This is a genomic window from Gordonia hongkongensis (assembly GCF_023078355.1).
GTDB lineage: Bacteria > Actinomycetota > Actinomycetes > Mycobacteriales > Mycobacteriaceae > Gordonia > Gordonia hongkongensis.
Genome location: NZ_CP095552.1, coordinates 1,220,566 through 1,239,352, shown reverse-complemented (window position 1 = coordinate 1,239,352; position 18,787 = coordinate 1,220,566). Strand labels below are relative to the sequence as shown.

15 protein-coding genes and 1 pseudogene are annotated in these 18,787 nt (G+C 68.8%); 10 read left to right on the top strand and 6 right to left on the bottom strand.

What is annotated here, in order from left to right:
* Positions 1 to 675 precede the first annotated feature (675 nt).
* Positions 676 to 1,935 (top strand): HNH endonuclease signature motif containing protein, encoded by a 1,260-nt coding sequence (locus tag MVF96_RS05600; protein ID WP_247451598.1) that lies wholly within the window; start codon positions 676 to 678, stop codon positions 1,933 to 1,935.
* 717 nt (positions 1,936 to 2,652) lie between these two features.
* On the opposite strand, the gene MVF96_RS05595 is transcribed toward MVF96_RS05600, so the two are convergent.
* Both MVF96_RS05595 and MVF96_RS05590 read right to left on the bottom strand, forming a co-directional pair.
* Positions 2,653 to 3,783 carry a DNA polymerase IV gene (locus tag MVF96_RS05595; protein WP_211538519.1) on the bottom strand — a complete coding sequence of 377 codons (1,131 nt, stop codon included), beginning with the start codon at positions 3,781 to 3,783 and terminating at the stop codon, positions 2,653 to 2,655.
* A gap of 41 nt (positions 3,784 to 3,824) precedes the next feature.
* Complete coding sequence (locus MVF96_RS05590) at positions 3,825 to 4,529, bottom strand: hypothetical protein (protein ID WP_211538518.1); 705 nt, start codon at positions 4,527 to 4,529, stop codon at positions 3,825 to 3,827.
* A gap of 305 nt (positions 4,530 to 4,834) precedes the next feature.
* On the opposite strand from MVF96_RS05590, the gene MVF96_RS05585 reads away from it, so the two are divergent.
* Complete coding sequence (locus MVF96_RS05585) at positions 4,835 to 5,503, top strand: Rv1733c family protein (protein WP_247451597.1); 669 nt, start codon at positions 4,835 to 4,837, stop codon at positions 5,501 to 5,503.
* Between the two features lie 27 nt (positions 5,504 to 5,530).
* Here the strand turns inward: MVF96_RS05585 and MVF96_RS05580 are convergent, their stop codons facing one another.
* From MVF96_RS05580 to MVF96_RS05570, 3 genes are read right to left on the bottom strand one after another with little or no spacing between them, the layout of a single operon-like run.
* Entirely contained in the window at positions 5,531 to 7,300 is a 1,770-nt protein-coding gene (locus MVF96_RS05580) for an Hsp70 family protein (RefSeq protein WP_247451596.1), read from the bottom strand.
* A 45-nt stretch (positions 7,301 to 7,345) separates the two neighbouring features.
* On the bottom strand, positions 7,346 to 9,199 hold the full coding sequence (locus MVF96_RS05575) for a dynamin family protein (RefSeq protein WP_247452061.1): 1,854 nt from the start codon (positions 9,197 to 9,199) through the stop codon (positions 7,346 to 7,348).
* 48 nt (positions 9,200 to 9,247) lie between these two features.
* A complete protein-coding gene (locus MVF96_RS05570) occupies positions 9,248 to 10,630 on the bottom strand; it encodes a dynamin family protein (protein WP_247451595.1) in 1,383 nt (460 codons plus the stop codon).
* 159 nt (positions 10,631 to 10,789) lie between these two features.
* On the opposite strand from MVF96_RS05570, the gene MVF96_RS05565 reads away from it, so the two are divergent.
* The 7 genes from MVF96_RS05565 to glsA all read left to right on the top strand — a co-directional run bounded on the left by MVF96_RS05565 (position 10,790) and on the right by glsA (position 16,179).
* A complete protein-coding gene (locus MVF96_RS05565; protein ID WP_159370227.1) occupies positions 10,790 to 11,137 on the top strand; it encodes a hypothetical protein in 348 nt (115 codons plus the stop codon).
* Positions 11,138 to 11,200: 63 nt separating this feature from the next.
* Positions 11,201 to 11,740, top strand: a complete 540-nt coding sequence (locus tag MVF96_RS05560; RefSeq protein WP_159370226.1) for an RNA polymerase sigma factor — start codon at positions 11,201 to 11,203, stop codon at positions 11,738 to 11,740.
* Between the two features lie 139 nt (positions 11,741 to 11,879).
* Positions 11,880 to 12,167 (top strand): hypothetical protein, encoded by a 288-nt coding sequence (locus MVF96_RS05555; RefSeq protein ID WP_247451594.1) that lies wholly within the window; start codon positions 11,880 to 11,882, stop codon positions 12,165 to 12,167.
* A 58-nt stretch (positions 12,168 to 12,225) separates the two neighbouring features.
* The gene (locus tag MVF96_RS05550) at positions 12,226 to 13,107 is read left to right on the top strand and encodes an AlbA family DNA-binding domain-containing protein (RefSeq protein ID WP_247451593.1); all 882 of its coding nucleotides are present in this window, start codon (positions 12,226 to 12,228) and stop codon (positions 13,105 to 13,107) included.
* A 381-nt stretch (positions 13,108 to 13,488) separates the two neighbouring features.
* A complete protein-coding gene (locus MVF96_RS05545; RefSeq protein WP_396266600.1) occupies positions 13,489 to 14,304 on the top strand; it encodes an endonuclease domain-containing protein in 816 nt (271 codons plus the stop codon).
* A 212-nt stretch (positions 14,305 to 14,516) separates the two neighbouring features.
* Positions 14,517 to 14,888 (top strand): glyoxalase superfamily protein, encoded by a 372-nt coding sequence (locus MVF96_RS05540; RefSeq protein ID WP_065629279.1) that lies wholly within the window; start codon positions 14,517 to 14,519, stop codon positions 14,886 to 14,888.
* A 22-nt stretch (positions 14,889 to 14,910) separates the two neighbouring features.
* Positions 14,911 to 16,179 (top strand): glutaminase A, encoded by a 1,269-nt coding sequence (glsA, locus tag MVF96_RS05535; protein WP_247451592.1) that lies wholly within the window; start codon positions 14,911 to 14,913, stop codon positions 16,177 to 16,179.
* On the opposite strand, the gene MVF96_RS05530 is transcribed toward glsA, so the two are convergent.
* On the bottom strand, positions 16,176 to 17,198 hold the full coding sequence (locus MVF96_RS05530; RefSeq protein ID WP_247451591.1) for an AraC family transcriptional regulator: 1,023 nt from the start codon (positions 17,196 to 17,198) through the stop codon (positions 16,176 to 16,178). The two genes, glsA and MVF96_RS05530, sit on opposite strands and share 4 nt — an antisense overlap.
* 116 nt (positions 17,199 to 17,314) lie before the next feature.
* On the opposite strand from MVF96_RS05530, the pseudogene MVF96_RS05525 reads away from it, so the two are divergent.
* A pseudogene (locus MVF96_RS05525) lies at positions 17,315 to 18,770 on the top strand (aldehyde dehydrogenase).
* The last annotated feature ends 17 nt before the right edge of the window (positions 18,771 to 18,787 follow it).

The window sequence follows — 18,787 nt, the reverse complement described above, 5'->3', positions numbered from 1 at the left end:
CCTCAGCTCAGGGAGCGCCCGGAGCTTGCGGACGGCGCGGCCAACCACCGCTCCCTGAGGAGCGCCCGGAGCTTGCGGACGGCGCGGCCAACCACCGCTCCCTGAGGAGCGCCCGGAGCTTGCGGAGGGCGCGTCACGAAGGGTCTTCGCAACCCGACTGACCAGGACCCTTCGTGACGGCCTCCGCAAGCTCCGGCCTCCTCAGGGAGCAGAGGTAAGGCTCGCCCCGAGCACAACGAATTCTTACGAAGTCCACGACGGCCGCCAGGCCGCAGATACTGAGGAGCCCGCCCGTAGAAGACGGTTGACGACCCAGCGCGCCACCCTGCGGAGACGACTCTGAAAGTTCGTCCCCCTCAGCATGATCGAAGGGCATATCGCCCTTCGAACGCACTCAGGTGGAGGAGTTTTCGGCTACACTCTCGCGCGCGCCCGAAGTCGACTGTCAAGCGCGAGATTTTGTGATCGGCGGCCCCTGCTCAACGGGAACCAGCTCAAACACCTCAAACTCAGTCGGTCGAAGGCGCGCCAGAACTAGAGAGCTGTGCGACTGAAGTACACCACTGTTGACGATCTGCGCACAGTCAACGCGAATAGGCGCTCATTAGACGACAATTGCTGCACAGTAGATGAATTCGAGCTTCTGGCCTGTGGAGAAACCTCGAAATCGAACGCATGTTCCGGTACCTTGGAGTCATGCCAGAGCTCACCACGCTCCTCGATCAACTCATCGACACCAGCCCGCCCGCCGACGACCCAACAGGCAGAGAAACACTCGACGCCCTCGACACGTGGCGCCTGATCCGCAACCTTGCCGATCATCAGATCGTCACGCACGCAGCGCAACTCGACGGCATCGGCGTCGCACAGAAAGCCGGCAGCACCACCAAGAAGCTGCTGATCGAGTCAGGCCACGCCCCGGCGGCCGCTCTTCGCACCATGCGCAGTGTCGACGCCCTGCCCACTCTGCCGGCCACAGCGCGGCATGCCGCCGACGGGCGGCTGTCCAGCGAGGTCGTCGACGCCATCGTCCGAGGCATGCACCAGATCGACAAGCGTTGTGGTGAGGCGCTTTCCGACGGTGACCGATCCCAATACGAAAGCGACCTCATCGCACAAGCGTTGTCCGGCGCGACCCCGACACAGGTCCTAGAACACGCCCGCGCGATCGCCAACGACCTCGCCGACGACTCCGACACCGGCCTTCCCGCGGCCGACGACCCATCGCTGAACGCGGTCACCGCCCACACCACCGACGACGGCCGCGTCGAAATCCGTGCCGACCTCACCCAGATCGTGGGAGAGAAGTTCCTGACGATGATCGACGAACGGTCCTGCCCACGGCCCGAACCCGACGGCACCGAAGATCGTCGCACCGCTGAACAACGCCGTGCCGATGCGTTCGAGTTGATCCTCGACCAAGCCGCGATCGGCGCCACCCTCGACACCGTCGGAAGCCCACGCACGCAACTGATGCTGACCATCCCCGCGACCGGAGACCTCGCAACGCTGCCGTGGACCGGGTCGGTCAGCCGGGCCACCGCGAAACAGATGTCGTGCGACGGATCGCTGACCGAGATCATCCTGGACAGTGAGGGCGTACATCTGCAGATGGGTCACACCCACCGGTTGTACCCGGCACACCTCCGCAAAGCGATCATCGTCCGCGACGCCTGCTGCATCAAATGTGGTGCACCACCGTCACATACCCAGGTGCACCACATCAAGTCGTGGGCCGACGGCGGACCCACCGACCTCGACAACGGCTGCCTGCTCTGCCAACGCTGCCACACACAGGTCCACCACCACGGCTGGGACATCGTCATCGGTTACGACCGGCACCCCTGGCTCGTCCCACCCGCCAGTATCGACCCGCAGCGCCGACCACTACCCGCCTACAACCGACGCACCATGCGACTCGACGACGCCGCCTGACCACACCTTCGCGCAGCACCTTCCGCACCCGGGCCACACCCGGGACCGCATCCGTCCCTTGACAACTCCACAGTGAACACCCCAGTCGGCTCCGTACCCGGTCAAATATCGTGGGCCAGGCACGGCCCGCAGGGGGCCGCGAAACCTGGAAGCGAGCTTGCGGGCCGCCCCGCCCCGCTCCCTGGGTCGCGAGCCGCGAGCGTCCCTTCTGCTCCCTGATCCGAAAGGACTGCAAAAACCCTGCTCCATGATGTGCGAGGAGTGCCAGCGACGGCGACGCATCTCACCAGGCCCCTTCATGACGGCCTCCGCAAGCTCCGGCCTCCTCGGGGAGCAGTAGTCGGCCGCGCCCTCCGGAGTGTGGAAAGCGACCCGCTGGGTCGAGCAGAGCAACTATGAGCAGACGTCGGGCCGGCGACCGGCAGACCTCAACTTGACCGGCAGACTTCGATCGAGGTCTAGGAGTCGAGTTGATGTCTGTCGGTCACGAATCGGGGCGGGTACGCGAGACAGTCCCGCCACTTGCGAGCGTCACGAAGGTTCTTGGTGAGTCGGGTTGCGAAGACCCTTCGTGACGCGCCCTCCGCAAGCTCCGGGCGCTCCTCAGGGAGCAGGGGCAGGTCGTTTCTTTGGACTAAGGAGCGGTGGCTAAGCACGCCCATCGGGCTCGGGAGCAGGGGCTGGCGCTTCTTTCTGATCAGGGAGCGGAGGGGCATTTCAGGTTGCGGCGCCTTCCTCGTCGGTCACCAGGTCGAGGCGTACGCCCAAGAGGCGGACCGGGCGGTCGATGTCGAACCTGGTGAGCAGGTCGGCGACCACCGACTCGAGTTCGGGGAAGTCGAGGCTGGGCGCGGGGAGCTTCCTCGACTTGGTGCGGGTGTAGAACGTCGTGGTGCGGACGGTCACCGCGACCCGGAACGGCAGGCGTTCCTCGCCGACCACCTGATCGAGCAACTCGCGCAGGAGGTCCGCGGCGGCGGCGCGCATCTCGGTGGCGTCGCTGAGGTCGGTCGCGAACGTGCGGGACTTGGAATGCGAACGCGCCAGCCAGGGTTCGGCGGTGATCGTCGAATCACCGCCGCCGCGGCAGAGGACATACAGCCAATTGCCCTGGTGCGGACCGAAGGTGGCGATCAAGTCGTCGCGCGGAGCGGCGATCAGCTCGGTAACCGTATTGATCCCAGCGGCGGCGAGCTTCGCCGACGTCTTCGGCCCGACGCTCCACAGGTCGCGGGTGGGTCGGTCCCCCATCAGTTCCAGCCAGTTGCGGTCGTCGAGCACGAACACGCGCGGCGCGTCGACACCGCTTCGCGCGCCGCCGGGCGGACGCTTGGCGAATCCGGTGGCCATCTTCGCGCGCTGCTTGTTGTCGCTGATCCCGACGCAGCTCGTGAGCCCGCACCGGTCGAGGATCTCCGAACGGATCCGTTCGGCCAGGTCGACGATGGCCGCGTCGTCGAAGGGGTCGACCTCCGCCCCGCGCGCGCTCACCCCCAGGTACGCCTCGTCCCAGCCCCAGACCTCGACCGGGTGACCGGTGGCCCGCAGGACGTCCATGACCTCGGCGGACGCCGCGTCGTAGGCGCCCATGTCGAGCGGCAGATACACCGCGTCGGGCAGCTTGCGGTGAGCCGCCCGCAACGGCATCCCCGCACGGACACCCACGTCGCGCGCCTCATACGACGCGCAGGTGACCACTTTGCGCGCCTCGGTCGGATCGCCGTTGCCGCCGACGATCACCGGCACCCCGACCAGTTCGGGGGCCCGCAGCCGCTCGACCGCCACCTGGAACTGGTCGAGATCGACGTGCAGGAGCCACCGATAGCGTTGCGAAACCGACGTGGTCACGACGCCCAGAGTAATCGCCGCGCGCCCGGTGGCCGATCAGATCAGCCGGCGATACAGATGTCGACCTCGCCCAGACCCATCGACCGGCACGAGGTGCGCAACGAGTGCGGGTTGTACCGCAGCACGGAGAGGGAACGGTCGGTCACGCCGCCGGCGTCGGCGAACGCGGTACTCGCAGCGGTGATGTGAGCGGCCAGCTCCGCACGGGTGGCCGGGTCGGACATCGCCACGGCGTGGGTCAGCACCTTCTCCAGGAGGGCGCGATCCCGATGCAGCGGCGGGGGCATGAGATTGAGTGCGGGCGAAGCGGTCCCACAGTTCGTCGGGTCGGTCAGCGCGTGCGCCGCCGCGAGCAGGTACGCGACGGCGACCAGCGCCGGACGCCGACCATCGGGGTCGGCGTCGCGGTACGACCGCACCACCTTCGACGGCTCGACGTCCGTGGCGATCGGATCACCATCGGGACCACCGAGACCCAGGGCGGCCAGCGCCTCGTCGTGCGGCGACGAGACCTGTTCGGCAGCAACGGCTTCGGTTCGCATCAGCCGAAGCCGCGCGATGATCGCCCGGTGCCGGTGCACGGCCGCGTCGACCTCACGCATCAGGTCCGGCGTCACCCCGAAGTCCGCGGCACTCTCGGCGAGCGCCGCGTACCCGGTCAGGACGATCGACTCTTCGATGTCGATCGCCTCGCCGATCGCCGACGACGTGAGAAACGTGCGCGCACCGCGTCTCGATGCGCCCACAGACAAAACGCTGGTCACCGTCAACCCCTCCACTCAGACCACGACCATCGACGACCTGTCGAACCATGACGATCGTGGACACCGACGAGGAGCGAGATCGGAGCCCCTCGAGTCGACCCCCTACGCCCCGGCACCCCCACACGATGTCGGCCATCGGCGCAGTGCGAGGATACGCTGAGCACGGATCGTTTGTGAGTCGAATGACTGAACACGCCGGTGCTGCGCCCGTTTCGGGACCAAAGGCCCTGTCCCGGCGGGCCACCGGCAACGACCATGTAAGGGGCGACAGGCATCAGGAGGGGGACATGCTGCGATTCCTCGCCCGCGAACTCCACTGCTGGCGTGTGATGCACGCATCGTCGAATGGCCTGGTCCGCCGCGCCGACCGCCTGGAAACCGCGACACTCGTGATGTTGTGGATCGCAGCACTCGCCGGGCTCATGGTCGCCCTGACCGTCGGGGGCAACACCTATGCGGCGCACAAGGCGACGATCGAGCACCAGGGACCCCGACATTCGGTCAGCGCCACCATCATTCGCACGTCCGTCGAGGGCGTCGGGGAACCACGCATCGGTGCACCGAGTGCCGGCGTCCCGGGCGTCGGTGTTCCGAGCGCCGACGTGCCGAGCGCCGCCGTGCCGAACGACAGCGGCCAGAACACCACCGACCACACCACCGTGGCGTGGCGGGACCCGAACGGTCACCGGCTCACTGCGTCCGTCGCCGCCGAGCCGCTCGACGCCGTCGGCCGGGTCCGGACCGTCTGGCTCGACGACACCGGTGCGGTGGTGGGCCCGCCCGTGACCACGACGGACGCCGTGATGGAGGGCTTGATCGCCGGTGCCGGGGTGGTGATGCTCGTCGTGCTCGTCTGGTGGGGCTCGACCGTGCTCGTACGCCTCGTCGCCGACCGGCACCGGTCACGAGAGTGGGACGCCGCCTGGCGTCAGTTCGACATCGACAGCCATCCCTGACCGACGACCTGCGCGTCGGCGTGCGGGTCAGCCGCTGACGACCGCCCAGATGACGAACGCCACCCAGGCCACGGCGCCCAGGATGTTGATGACGAGCGCCGTCGTGGTGAGGGCATCGCGACGGCCACCGGCACGCGTGATGCCCACGACCGTGAGTACCAGGCCGACGATCGTACCCAGGCACAGCGGAAACCCGAGAATTCCCACGATGAGTCCCGCCAGCCCGAACGCATTCACCTTCCCCGATTCCGGAATCGGTTGCGCCGAGCCGGGTTGCGAGATGTGGGCAGGTGGAGCGACGGGCTGCGGGGCGAGGGGTTGCGGGACGACGGGCTGCATCACGGGCCGCGCCGCCACCACTGATGTGCCGGCAGGCATCCGGTGCAGCCGCGGCCACTGGTCCGGCCGCAGGTCCACCGGTCCGACGGCCGCGAACACCGCACCCGGTTGGACGGCGGCGCCCGACCGCAGGTCGAGGCCGTGCACCGTGCCCGCGACCGGTGCGTCGATCGTCACCCGCCCAGCCGGGGAATCGACGGTCGCCAGCGGTTCCCCCGCGCGTACGGGCTGGCCGCTGCGCACCGAGACGGCGGCGATCACCGAACCGCCGGGCAACGCGGGGAACGCGATTCGACGACCCGATGCGTCGACCGCCGGGCCCACGGTCCGCCGCGGATCGGTCTCGCGCCCGGCGTCGAAGCTGTTGGCCTCGGTCCCCGGGACGACGTTGGTCGAGCGGAGAAGCCCACCCTGCGCGACGACGACCTTCGGGTCGCCGATCCGGGCGACCCGGCCTACCGACGACAGCGCGGACTGCAACATCGGGATGCTGCTGGTCCCGCCCGTGACATAGACGATGACCGGCCCGCCCGGACCGGTACCCGCGGCGTCGGCCCGCGCGATCGCGTCCCGGGTCAACTCGACGGCCCGCTCCACGAACGGTCCGATCATCGCCTCGAACTCGCGTCGTGTCAGCAGCAGCGTGTGCCGGGTGCCGGGCAGTTCGATGACGGCCTGCGCGGTGTCGGACAGCGCTTCCTTCGCCGTCCGCACCCGATCGGCCAAGGCGATCGCGGCGGCCGGGGATCGGAGCCGGCTCGGGAGGTCGGGGTCGAGTTCGGCGGCCTCGTCGTGCACCCAACGGATCATCCGGGCGTCGAGGTCCCGGCCGCCGAGGTGGTTGTCGCCGCCCGACCCGGTGACGGTGAATCCCTCGGCGCCGTCGCGGACGAGGACCGCCACGTCGCACGTGCCGGCGCCGAAGTCGAAGACACACATCCGTTCGCCACCACTGACGTCGTGCCCGCGGTACACGTAGTACCAAGCGGCAGCGAGTGATTCGGAGGCGACACGCAGTGCGTCGGCGGGGATGCCGGCCCGCTGCGCCGCGCGCCGGAGGACGTTCTTGCGTCGCTCGCTCCAGCGGTCCGGATGGGTCAGCACGATCGAGTCGAACATCGGCAGTCCGCTGTGGCGCAACGCGGTCTGGTGCACGTGCCGCAGCACGGCGGCGATCAGATCCTCGACCGGCCAGAACCGGTCGCCGAGTTCGATCTCGCCGTCGTCGATACGCGACTTCGGGGTGTCCTCGAAGGCGTCGGGTGCCTGCAACCTCCGCTGCACCGCGTCGTGACCCACCACGACGGTTGTGTCAGCCGCGAACACCGCCGACGGCATCGCGGGTCCACCCGGGCCGAGCGGCACGATGACCGGCTCGCCGAACCCGACCCGGTACGCGGCCGCGGTGTTGCTGGTGCCGAAGTCGATACACAGTCGCCGCCTGCTCTCCTGCGCCACGTGGCCACCTCCTCAGGTGCAGATCGTTACACATGACAGCGGGTTTCATCCGGCGGGCGCTCGAAGTACCCGGGCGATCGACTTGCGCACGTTGTCGACCGCGATGATCTGGTTCCGGAGATCCTGCGCGATCTTCTCCCGCTCGGCCGCCGACTTCTTGGCATCGGCAGCGGCGTCGTTCAGGATCTTCGTCGACTCCGCGAGGAGCCGCTCGAGCAGTTCGTCGTAGGCGATCTGCAGGTCACCGCTGGCCTGCGCCTTGATCGACTGCAGCTGCGACCGGACGTCGGCCTTCATATCGGCGACCGCCTTCGTCAGCCACTTGCGATGATTCTCCTTGCCGACCTTCGACGCCCGGAACCCGACGACGACGCCCGCCCACACCGGCACCGCCACCACGTTGACCACCGGGATGATCGCCAGCGGGCCGCCGGCGGCGACGATGGAGAGCAGGATCGGGTCGACCATGTTCTTCCACGGCGAGATCTTCTCCTGCTCACGGAGCTTGAGCTCGCCCGCGCTGCCGGCGATCTGCCCGACCAGCTCGTCGGAGATGGCGGCATCGGCGAACAGTGCGTCGGCGATCCGCTCGATCCCGGCCACGAACGAGGCGCTCACCTCGCGCGCGGCGGCCTCGAGGTCGACGGTCATCTGCGCGATCAGCTCCTGGCCCGCCCGGTGCGGTTCGTAGAAGCGCAACTTGTCGATACGCGTGGACCACTGGCCCAGCAGTTTGTCGAAGCGGTCGCGCATGAGGTCGTCGGTCTGCAGCGACGCCGCGGTGATGTCCTGCGTGAGTCGCGCCCGCCATTCCCGACGACGATCCTTGAGGCGCTGGAGCCGGTCGCGTTCGGCTTCGATGTCAGCTCGTTCGGCGGGAGTCGCGGTGGCGGCCTTCATCTCCAGGACCAGACGCGTGCGGACATCGTCGAGCCCGGCGAATGTCAGCTGCAGCGCGTTGCGCACCGGCGACGCGGCCCCGTCGCGGACCAGCGGTGTCAGGGCGTCGACGAGTTCGGGAACGCCCGACGCCGCGAGGGCCCGTTCGCGACGGTCGGGGTCGCCGATCGCCGCGGCCTGGGCGGCGATGCGGTTGGACACACCGATGATCGGGATGTGCGCGAAGCGAGGTGCGTTGGCGCCGATCAGCTTTCGGTTCTCGGCGACGATCGTCCGCCACTGCCGCATCACGAGGTCGGTCTTGGTGACCACCAGCACCACCGAGGCGACCTCTTCGCTGACACTGCGCAGGAAGTCTAGTTCGGGTGCGCTGAGCGGTGCGGTCGCGTCGCACACCATCACCAGCACCGACGCGCCGCGAGCCGCGCTGACCGCGGCCTCGACGTGTTCGGGGACCAGCGACCCGACGCCCGGTGTGTCGACGACGGTGACGCCGGGCAGCACCGTGGCGTCGACCCCCACCCGGGCCGAGACCGGCGGCACGAGAACGGAATCGATGGGCGTGCCGGGCGCGAGGCGTTCCGCCGGCACCCCGTCCGCGTGGCGTCCGCCGACGGTCACCCAGTCGGACAGTTCGGTCGCCGGGATGCGGTGGGCGGCACCGGGGAACTCGACGAGCGCGGTGCCGGCGGGCAGGTCGTCGGAGGCAGGGGTGAACCGGACGTACACCGAGGTGGTGATCTCGGCGTCGACGGGCGCGAGGTCGCCGACCCCGAGAAGCGTGTTGACCAGCGAGCTCTTGCCCCGGCTGACCTCGCCGATGACGACCACGGTCCCCTGCGGCGCCGGTCGGTCGCGGACGCGGGTCGCGCGGTCGGCGATGGCGTCCTCGCCGTGCTTGCGCAATGCGTCGATCGCCGAGCGCAGGACCGCCTCCGGCGTCGGCGTCGCACTCTTGGCCGGGGCCTTCTCGAGTCCCTTGGCCCCAGCCCCGGACATGGCGGCGGGTTCGCTGGAAGTCACCGTCTGCTCTCCTTCACCATCACGTCAGTTGACCCACAGTCCGCGCCGGACGAGCTGATAGGTCTGCTCGAGCACCAGCAACGCCTCCCGTTCGGCAGACGTCGCCGCGAAGGCCCGCCGCGACCGGCAGTCGGTGGCCCGCAGCCGCGCGGCGTCCGCGATCGCCGGTGGTGCGGCATTCGGCGGCAACGACAACAGCACCCGCACATCGCGACTCGCGACGACGACATTGAGCTCGCCGACCAGTGCACTGTCGGGCTGCCAGCGGGCGAGGGCCTCGAGCGCGGCGATCTCGCGGAGCCGGTGCAGCGCCGGCGACGTCTCGGCCTCGTCGATCGCCTCCAGGAAGACGTCGCGTCGCGGACTGCGGTAGGCCGACTCGCGCAGCGCGGCCAGCACCGTGCGTGCCTTGAGGATGTCGCCGACGGCCAGGAATCGCCGGCCGATGGCCAGCCGCAACTCGTCGATACCCGAAACCCGGTGCAGCCACTCGCTGTACGCCCGCGCACCCTGCCGCGCGATCTCACCCCCGGCGTCCATCGCATAGGTGCCCACGAGTTGCTCGAGCCGGCCCAGTTCGTCGACGTCGATCCCCGGCGGCGCGGGCATCCCGCCGTCGAGGATGGTCAACAGCTCCCAGGACTCGAGCTGTCCGCGGCGCGAGATCTGGGCGGTCTCACGTTCGGTGACCCCGCAGACGCCCGCCTCGGCCATCAGCCCGGACACCGCGACCACGGCGCCCGCGATCGCCGGGAAGCGTCGCCAGACCCGGCGAGCGATCTCCTGCGCCTTGAGCATCGGGTTGTCGGCGGCGATGAGGTCGGCCTGGGAGATCACCAGGACGGTGTTCTGCGCCGACGCACCGGCGTCGGCCAGGAAGGCGACCTCATCGGCCTTCGGTCCCGCGGCGTCGTCGAGCAGGAAGAGCACGACGTCCGGCCGGGCCAGCCTGCTCTGCCCGCCGAACACCCGCCGGGTCGCGATCTCGGCGGTGTCGGTGAAACCCGAGAGGCCGGGGGTATCGATGACGCGGAAGCGCTCGCGCAACAACCGGGACGGGGTGTGGACGATCGCATGGTCGATCTCCTCCGGTGGCCGGCCGAGCTCGCCGCGCATGGGTCCGGGAAGTTCGGTGACCGTGCCGTCGAGTCCGACGACCTCGACCCGCTGCGGGTTTCCCTCGACGTAGAGGGCGGCGACGCGAGTGCACTCGGCGCGGTCGGTCGGGGCGACGCGGTCCCCGACGAGGGCGTTGAGCAGCGTCGACTTGCCGGAGCTGACGCGTCCGACGAGCGCGACGGTCAGCGGTTCGGCGAGTCGGGCCCGCAGGGCGGGAATCGTCGCCGGGTCCGGCGCCAGCAGGCCCACCTCGTCGAGCAACTGCTCCACGCGACCACGCACGGTCATGCGCTGTTCCACGAGATCTGACCTCCCGAGACTTCTTCCGATCCGGCGGGAACATTCCGGGCTCGGCGACACTCCTAGGTACGTGCCGAGAATTGTCCATCACTCCTCGGCGCCCGGCAGTCGACCGGATGACAGAGATACCTGCGGAGGCGAACGACCATGACCGACGACCTTGACGATGACAGCGGCTCCGGGGAGAGCGGCTTCGACGACTGGCTGCGCGACACCGACCCGCCCGGCGAGCTGAGCGTGCCCGAGGGCGCGTGGGAGACAGCCGTCGGAACCGCGTTCGACCCGTCGTATGAACTCGACACCGACCTGACCGCCGCACCCGGGCCGGATCCGGCGGACGAGGAGTTCGACGGCGAGGTGTCTGCGGAATCCGGTTTCGGGGATAACGATCCGATCGGTGGTGACTTCGGGGACACCATCGACGACGTCTTCGGCGACGACGGGGATCCGGTCGTCGATCCCGTGGAAGACGGGACATTCGATGACGACTTCTGAGCTGCGCGGCACCGAAAGTCGCGATGTGCTGCCATGGTCGGGGCACGGCCCTACGATGAGCGGGTGCAGTCGTTGATCGACGAATCCACCTCTGGCGCGGACCTCCTCGAACGCGCCCGCTCCGGCGATCAGGCGGCCTTCACCACGCTCGTCGAACAACATCGAGACCGGCTGTGGGCCATCTGTTTACGCATCACCGGCAATCAGCACGACGCCGAGGACGCCATGCAGGACGCGCTCGTCGCCGCATGGCGGGCCATCGGCAACTTCCGTGGCGACGCGCAACTGTCGACCTGGCTGTACCGCATCGGGTCCAATGCCGCGCTCGCCCGGATCCGCAAACGCACCGACGCCGACGACATCGCCGACCACGACCCGATGAGCCATCTGGACGTCGCGGCGCAGGTCGTCGTGTCCGACCGGATCGCCGAAGCGTTGGCGCAGGTCCCAGACGCCTACCGGGCGACCTTCGTGCTGCGCGTCTACGGCGAGCTCAGCTACTCCGAGATCGCCGAGGCCCAGGGCATCGGCCTGCAGACCGTGCGCAGTCGCATCTCGCGCGCGCGGTCCCTCCTGTCGGAGTTGCTCGCCGATCTCCGGTGACGCGGGGGTACTCCCCGCGAATGATCCCGACGCGACTTCGAGGCCGTGGGGAACAAACCGGGGCAGACTCACCTCCAAGTAACCAGAACCACTTCACAACTCCCCGGCACCACCGCCCCGAACCCCGAAAGGACCCACCATGAGCACCGAGATCCCCGCCGACGCCGTTCTCGTCGACACCGATGGCGACGGAGCCGTCGACGCCGCACTCACCGACGTCGACGGTGACGGCACCACCGACGCCATCCTCGACACCGACGGCGACGGCCAGGCCGACTCCATCGCCTACGACACCAACGCCGACGGCGAGATCGACATCATCGAAGCCGACACCGACGGCGACGGCACCTTCGACACCGCCGTCGACGACGAAGGCAACGTCGAGGTCGGCGACTTCGGCAGCATCGACGGCGGCGACGCCGTCTGAGTTCGACGTTTCCGTAGCCCGGAGCCGCGCTGAGCGAGGCTCCGGGCTATATTGCTGTGTGGGAACGATCGGCGGAATCGAGTTCGCGGTACCGGTCTGGGCGACGGCGACCGCGCTGGTACTGGTGCTGGTGGTCGCGTGGGTGTTCGGCGTCGTCGCCAGGTGGTTGCTGCGCCGACGCGCCCGCCTCGACGCGACGACGGCGATGGTGCTGTCGATCCTCGGCACCGCGCTCGGCCTCTACATCGCCGGCCTCGTCGACAAACACCTCCGGGTGTGGAGCGTGACGACGGTCGTGCTGGGACTGATCAGTTCGGTCGTCGCGGTCGGCGCCTACGGCCTGCTCGCGGCGCGGTTGCAACGGCAATCCAATGCCCCTGTCGCGCAACTGCTCTCCGACGGCGAATCGGATCGGCTCGAGTTCAAGTCGACCGCCCGGGTCAACCTGCGCAGCGGCGAGAAAGACCCGCGGATGGAGCAGGTGATCGTCAAGACGGTGTCGGCGTTTCTCAATTCCGACGGCGGCACCCTGCTCATCGGTGTCGCCGACGACGGCACACCGCTCGGTCTCGAACCCGACTTCGCCACACTGAAGGTGCCCGACGCCGACCGTTTCGAACTGTGGCTGCGCGATCTGCTGACCACCACTCTCGGCCAGAACACCGCGGCGGCCGTCGGCATCACCGTCGAATCGGTCGCGCGGCCCGACGGGTCGGGGGACGTCCCGGTCTGCCGGGTGACGTGCTCACCGTCCCCGCGGCCGGTCTATCTGCGGGCCGGGAAGAACGCCCCGCCCGAGTTCTGGGTGCGCGCGGGAAACTCCACCCGTCAACTCTCCGTCGACGCGGCCGCCGACTACGTCATGCACCGGTGGCCGCTCGGCGCCGGACGGGCGATCGCGGCCCAGGTGCGCGCCGCCATCCGGTTCTCGGCGGGGTGAGCCGAAGTCTCGTCCCCATGAGCGACCTCGAAGGGCACATTGCCCTCCCACGACACTCACGGGGACGACACTTTCCACACCCGGCCCGACGAAGCCTAGGAACCGGCCCGTCGCGCCTGGCCACGCCCAAAGCCGGCACGACTACCGCCTGTGACCACCCCGGAGCCACCCATATCCGCACCACGGTCCGGTTCTCTGCGGGGTGAGTCAAAGTCTCGTCCCCATGAGCGACCTCGAAGGGCATATTGCCCTCCCACGACTCTCACGGGGACAACACTTTCCACACCCGGCCCGATCTGACGAAACCACCGACCGGTTCCGTGCGTCAAAGCAGGTGTGACTTCGGATTGTGGCGTGTACTCGCTGAGAGAACTGACCGCGATGGGCTGGGCGCCCGATGCCATTGCGCAGGCGCGCAAGGCCGAGACCCTGACGTCGCTCCGATACGGCTGGGTGCGGACGTCCGCGGCGGACCCCCACGTCGTGTCCGCGGTGACGGCCGGAGGTGCGCTGTCCTGCATCAGCGCGCTGCGGTTCCATCAGCGGCGCGGCCTGCCGGATCTTTGGATACCGCCGGGCCACAACGAGACCCACGTTCGTCTCAGCAAACACGCGAAGTCCGCCACGAAGGCCAGCGGCCCGTTCCGGTGGTGCCAGGGCTTCGGCCGCCCGCTCCCCGTGACGACGGCCGTCGACCCGATCGCCGTGGCGGTCGGCTGCGCCGCACGGTGCCTTCCGGCCGAGGAGTGGATAGCGGTGGTCGACTCGGTCCTCAACGCCACCGACTTGACCATCCCGGACCTCCAGGCCGAGATGGGTCGTGTAACCCGTGCGGTCTCGGCGATGTTCGACCGATGTGATGCCCGTTCGCAATCCGGCACCGAGTCGCTCGTCCGGCTCCGGCTCATCGCCGCGGGATTCGACGTGGAGGTGCAACCGTCGATCGGCGACCGCGAACACGCTGATCTCCGCACGGGTTCGTTGCTCATCGAGTGCGACGGCGAGTCGTACCACTCCGACCGAGCCGCATTCCGCAACGACCGTCGGCGGGACCGGATGACCATGCTCGACCGCTGGATGACGATGCGCCTCACCTACGACGACGTGCTGTACGACTGGGAGGAGGTCCTCGAGGAGATCCGCGCGCTGACACGCCCCGACCGGCACCGCATCCGCCGACGGGGCGACCCTTCGTGACGGCCCTCCGCCAGCTCCGGGCGCTCCTCAGCTCAGGGAGCAGGGGGCAGGGCGTTCTTTCGGATTAGGGAGCAGAGGGAGGGCATCGCTTGCACCCCACACAGCAGCGGTTCTGAGGTTCTTTCGGATGCGGGCGAACGTCTCCGAATAAGGACCGTAACTGTCCGCATGCCCTGAGAAGCTGTTGTCACACCACAACCCCAGGAGGCACCGTGAACTGGACACTCGAACTCGTCATCCTGCCGGTCAGCGACGTCGACCGGGCGCGAGACTTCTACTCCAAGATCGGATTCAACGTCGACCACGATCACGTCGTGTCCGACGAGATCCGGTTTGTCCAGATGACCCCGCCCGGGTCGGCGTGTTCCATCGCCTTCGGCAAGGGACTGAGCGACGCGGAACCGGGATCGGTGAAGGGTCTGCAGGTCGTCGTCACCGACATCAACGAGGCCCGCGAACAATTGCTCGCGGCCGGCGTCGACCCGGGCGAGGTCGACGAGCAGGCGTGGGGCCACTTCGTGTACTTCGACGATCCGGACGGCAATCATTGGTCGGTGCAGTACATGCCGTACCGCCAGAACTGAGCCCCGGTGGCTACCGTGGGATATGCGCTCCCCCATCGACGACTACCTCGAACGCGTACTCTCCGAATGCCGCGACGACGACGGCGGTGAGGTCGCGACCGGCAATCGTGAACTCGAGCAGGCGGATCCGTCGTCGTTCGGTATCGCCCTGGCCACCATCGACGGCACCGTGTACACCGCCGGCGACGCCGACCACGAATTTTCCATCCAGTCCATCGGCAAGGTACCGGCCTACGCGCTCGCCCTGCGCGACCGCGGGCTCGACGCCGTACTCGAACGCGTCGACACCGAACCGTCCGGCGACGCCTTCAACGAGATCTCGCTCGAGGCCGAGACCGGCCGGCCGCGCAACGCGCTGATCAACGCGGGCGCCGTCGCCGTGCACGGGATGATCAACGGCGCGGATCCCAACGAACGCGTCGACCGCGTCATCGACCTCGTCAGCACTCTCGCCGGTCGCGAGGTCTCGGTCGACAAGGAGGTCCACCGCGCCGAACTCGCCTCCGACGACCACAACACCGCGCTGGCCTACCTGCTGCGCTCGGCGGGCAAACTCGACTGCGAACCCGACGAGGTCGTCGACGGGTACGCAGCCCAGTGTTCGATCCGGGTCTCCTGCCGCGACCTCGCCGTCGTCATGGGGTCGGTACTCGCCAACGGCGGACTGTCGACCGGCGACGACGAGCGCCTCCTGGAAGGCTGGATCACCCGGCACGTCCTGTCGGTCATGGCCACGTGCGGCATGTACGACGGCAGCGGCAGCTGGATGGCGACGGTCGGAATCCCCGCGAAAAGCGGTGTCAGCGGCGCGATCCTGGGCGTATTGCCCGGCCAGGTAGGGCTCGCGGTGTGGTCGCCGCAGCTCGACAGACAGGGCAACAGCGTGCGCGGCGTCGCCGTTTTCGAACGGCTGTCGCGCGTCATGGAACTGCACATGATGCACGTGGCCCCCACCGGTCGGCCCGCGCTGCGATCGGTGACCGAACACGACGGCACGACAGTCGTCGAACTGCAGGGCGACGTGCGCTTCGCGGGTGCGGAAATCCTCGCCAGCCGTGCGTGCGAAGGCTTCGACACCGACGCCGTCGTCCTCGATCTGACCCATGTCCGCGTAATGGACGACGCCGCCCGACGGCTGATCGGCGAGGTGGCCCGCCGCCTCGGTGACGACTACGACGTCCGCATCGAAGACCCCGAAGGCCTCCTGGACGACGCTTCGGCTGACGACGACTTCTCGGATGGCGACGACATCCCGGACAGCGACGACACCCCGGACAGCGACGACTCCTAGAGATCTCGGGACAAGTCCTGGCCCGGGGCAGTCAGCTCGCGGCGCTTCGCCAGCGGCGGCACGCCGAACCAGCGTCGGCAACTGCGGGTCAGCGTGCTCTGCTCGGAGTATCCGATCTGCCGCGCCACCGCCGCCAGCGGGACACCCCGATTCGACAGCAGTGAGACGGCGAGGTCGCGGCGCGCGTCGTCGACGAGTTGCTCGAACGTCGCGCCCTCGTCGGCCAGACCCCGCTGCACCGCACGCGGGTGCATCATCAGCAGCTTCGACACCGCCTCCAGCGTGGCCGCCCCCGCCGGCAGGGCGCGCACGATCAGCGCCGAGACCGCCTCGCCGAAGGCCCTCTCGCGATCGTGTCCGGTCATGAATCGGATGGCCACGTCGTAGGCCAGGGGGTCGACCCGCCGCAACGTCTGCTGCATCACCCCGCGCGGGAAGACCACCAGGTTGGCCGGCGCCTCGAACTCGACCGGGCAACCGAAATAGTCGGTGTAGACGCGCGGCTCGGACATCGCCGGGTGCGCCAAGGTGATCCGGTTCGCGCGGAAGCCGTGGCCCAGCGTCATCGCGAACGTCGACCGGGTGACGCCCATCGCGAGTTCGACGACGTGCGGTCGGTACGGCACACGCTGCAGCACGGTATCGAACTCGTAGGCGACCTCCCGCTCGCCGTAGTGCATCTGGGCGGTGATGGCCGGGCTGTACACGTGCGCGAAGGCCGAGACCTGTCGAAACGAGTCGCCGACGGTCTCGGCGTTGCGGGCGGCGATCGCGACCGGGCCGAGGATGTCGGGGTCCTGCCGGGCGGCGAGGCGCAGCCCGAAGTCGGGGACGTCGAACTCGGCCGCGCACAAACCGATGACCGTCGACAGAGCGGTGAACGGGACGAACCGGTCGTACGCGCCGACGACGGCCGGGTCGATGCCGACGCGGCCGAGGATCGCGCGGGCATCGCCATTGTGTTCGGCAATCAGCTCGGGTAACTGACTGAGCGAGGATGCGCAGATCAGATCGGCCATGGCATCAACTGTCAAGAAGTCGTCGTGAGATGTCAAGAAATCCGACCTGGGTGGGAGTGATCATGGACACACCCCGCCGACCGCTCGACGGCCGACACACTCAGCGAGGAGTACCCATGACCACCATCGACACCGTCCGCACGAGTTTCTTCATCGACGGCGGCTGGCGCGCGCCGGCCGGTTCGGCGACGATCCCGGTCATCTCCCCGCTCACCGAGGAGCAGTTCGGCTCGGTACCCGAAGCCACCACCGCCGACGTCGACGCGGCCGTCGAGGCCGCCCGCACCGCGTTCCGGTCGTCGGGCTGGCGCGAGGAGTCCCCTGCCGACCGTGCCGCACACCTGCGCCGGTTCGCCGACGAGCTCGACAAGCGCGCCGAGGATCGCGCGTCGGCGGTGACGTCCGAGAACGGCATGCCGATCGCGCTGGCGCGGTTCGCCGAGGGCGCCGCCCCGGTCCAGCTGCTGCGCTATTACGCCGACCTCGTCGAGTCCACCCCCGTGGAGGAGACGCGTACCAGCCAGCCGTTGCCCGGCTCGACGATCGTGCGCCGCGAGGCCATCGGCGTCGTCGGGGCGATCGCACCGTGGAACTTCCCCGCGTCCTCTCGATGTTCAAGATCGCGCCCGCGCTGGCCGCCGGCTGCACCGTGGTTCTCAAGCCATCCCCCGAGACGAGCCTCGACGCGTACGTCCTCGCCGAGGCGGCCATCGCCGAGCCGACCTGCCCGCCGGTGTCCTCAACATCGTCACCGGCGGCAGCGAGATCGGCCGTCACCTGGTGTCGCACCCGCACATCGACAAGGTCGCGTTCACCGGCTCGACCCCGGCCGGCCGCGAGATCGGCCGCGTCTGTGGCGAACTCATCCGTCCGGTGACCCTCGAACTCGGCGGCAAGTCCGCGGCGCTGGTGCTCGACGACGCCGATCTCGAGCAGACCGTCGGCGGACTCGCCACCGCATCCCTACTTAACACCGGCCAGACCTGCTACATGTCCACCCGAATTTTGGTGCCCGGCAGCCGTTATGACGAGTACCTCGACGCCATCAGCGCGATGTGCGCGTCGCTGCCCGTCGGCGACCCGATGGACGAGACCGTCGCGGTCGGTCCGCTCGCCAGCGGCCGGCATCGCGACCGGGTGCTGTCCCTCATCGACCGCGGCCGCACCGAGGGCGGCACGGTCACCACCGGTGGCGGGACGCCGTCGGGTGTCGACCGCGGGTTCTTCGTCGAGCCGACCGTTTTCGCCGGCATCGACAACTCGGCCACCATCGCCCGCGAAGAGGTCTTCGGCCCGGTCCTGACCGTGCTGCGCTACGACGACGTCGACGACGCCATCGCTCTCGCCAACGATTCGTCGTACGGGCTCGGCGGAACGGTGTGGACCTCCGATCCCGATCGCGGCGTCGACGTCGCCCGTCGCGTCGAGACCGGCTCGTTCGGCGTCAACTACTTCAACCTCGACTGGGGTTCGCCCTTCGGTGGCGTCAAGGCCAGCGGCATCGGCCGCGAGCTCGGCCCCGAGGGCCTGGCCGCCTACCAGAACCTCAAGTCGATCTTCCTGCCCGCCTGACACCCGTCTCGTCCATT